The organism is Psychrobacter sp. 1U2 (assembly GCF_051847575.1).
This window is the reverse complement of sequence record NZ_JBPYDC010000128.1, coordinates 1-1,698: the sequence shown is the minus strand read 5'-3', so window position 1 is coordinate 1,698 and position 1,698 is coordinate 1. Positions and strand designations below refer to the sequence as shown.

Sequence of the window (1,698 nt, the reverse complement as noted above, 5' to 3'; positions counted from 1 at the left end):
CCAAGACTTATCAGGCTGTCCAAGGTTTGCAAGCGTTCAGGATCAGGAAGTTGTTGTTCGGCATAATCTGAAAGTAGAGCAGTCACTTCAGTGATCTGCTGCTGCGCAAGATGTAGTTGCTCTGAGGCTTGCCCAAAGGTTTGGCTAACCCCTATTTGATGGTCACACAGTTTAATCGCTTGACCAAGTAAGGTCATGACATCAGGCTCATCGCTATCATTATCGAGCAAGTGCAAACCCTGACTGGCCTCTGTCATTAAGGCCTCTATATTAGACAGCTCTTCATGCTCAGCTTCGACATCATGATAGTCGACAGCCAATAACGGTGCAATATCTGCCAATTGGTTTTGTAGCAGTTGAATACGGTCTTGACGCTGGGCTTCGCGGCTAGCAATTTCATCCGCTTGACGTTTTAGCTGTTGATAGTGCTGGTAACTGCTCGCCGTCTGCGCTGCTAAAGGAGTTAACTGAGCCATCTCATCAAGCCACTGCACTACAAATTGCGGCTTTAGTAGCGCTTGCTGCGCATGCTGACTATGAATGTTGACAAGCAATGCACCCAAACTTTTCAATTCAGCTAGGCTCACAGGCGTTCCGTTCAACCAAGCTTTTGAGCGCCCGCTGTTACTTAGCTGACGACGAATCAATATCTCAGGCTCATCTAAAGAGCGCTCATGCTCAGTAAACCAGTCGGACACAACAGCATTATTTGTCACATCAAACTGCGCGTAGATATCGGCGTGAGCCGCACCATGTCTGACCATGGCACTGTCTGCTCGTTCACCGATACAAAGCGATAATGCATCCAGTAGCAACGATTTTCCTGCGCCTGTTTCACCAGTAATGACATTAAAGCCTTCAGCCATGCTCAGCTCATGTTCAGCAATCAGCGCAAACTGATATAAGGTTAACGATAAAAGCATTAAAGTCTCTCATGGTAGGCAATTGGCATTGGTAATCTTAGTTAGACTAACGATAAGGTCTGTGAAAAGCAACTGTGTTTGGTGTCTTATTCTAAACTAAATGAGGATTTAATTAATGGTCATAACCCTAGCAAATTATATCAATATTGGTATACATAGCAATTATTTAAGGGTACTAGAAGATGGTCAGTTTGGTGAATAGATAATATTTTCAGCATCGCTGTAACAAACTTTTTAGAGATAATGTGGTAGCATAAACTCACTCAATCATAAACTTATGCCACAGTATGTACACATAATAGTCTGTCAAAGATGGGACGTGCCTAGGTAAAACTTGAGTCTATAAGCGGTTAGGTTATCAAACCAGTAATATAATCTGCTTATTTAATAATAACTATATTAAAAGCAGTTATTTTAAAATAAGCTATGTTCAGTATGAAGATGTAAACTGTAATGTCATAAGACACTTATTTTTTAGTTTAGCTATAATTATTTGATAAGGAAGCCACTATGTCAGCGGCACAATATACTAACGTAACGGTCAATGCTCAGGCTACAGTAACGTATGATGGGCGCTGCTCAAGTCATACTATTATGTTCGAAGATGGCCGGCATAAAACATTGGGTGTCATTTTACCTTGTGACAATACCGTTGAACGATACCACTTTAGTACCAATACCTCAGAGCGTATTGAGATTATTAGCGGCGAATGTGAAGTCAAAATAGAGGGCGATGAGGAGTTTAGCTACTACCGCGCTGGTCAATCGTTCGTGG

At 42.0% G+C, this 1,698-nt stretch carries 2 protein-coding genes; one reads left to right on the top strand and one right to left on the bottom strand.

From position 1 onward, the window contains the following. Nucleotides 1-923 (bottom strand): AAA family ATPase (locus tag ACS8FD_RS13780; RefSeq protein ID WP_439276290.1); only part of this gene is annotated, 923 nt, incomplete at its 3' end. A 510-nt stretch (nt 924-1,433) separates the two neighbouring features. Here ACS8FD_RS13780 and ACS8FD_RS13775 point away from each other — a divergent pair. After that, nucleotides 1,434-1,698 (top strand): pyrimidine/purine nucleoside phosphorylase (locus ACS8FD_RS13775; protein ID WP_439276289.1); only part of this gene is annotated, 265 nt, incomplete at its 3' end.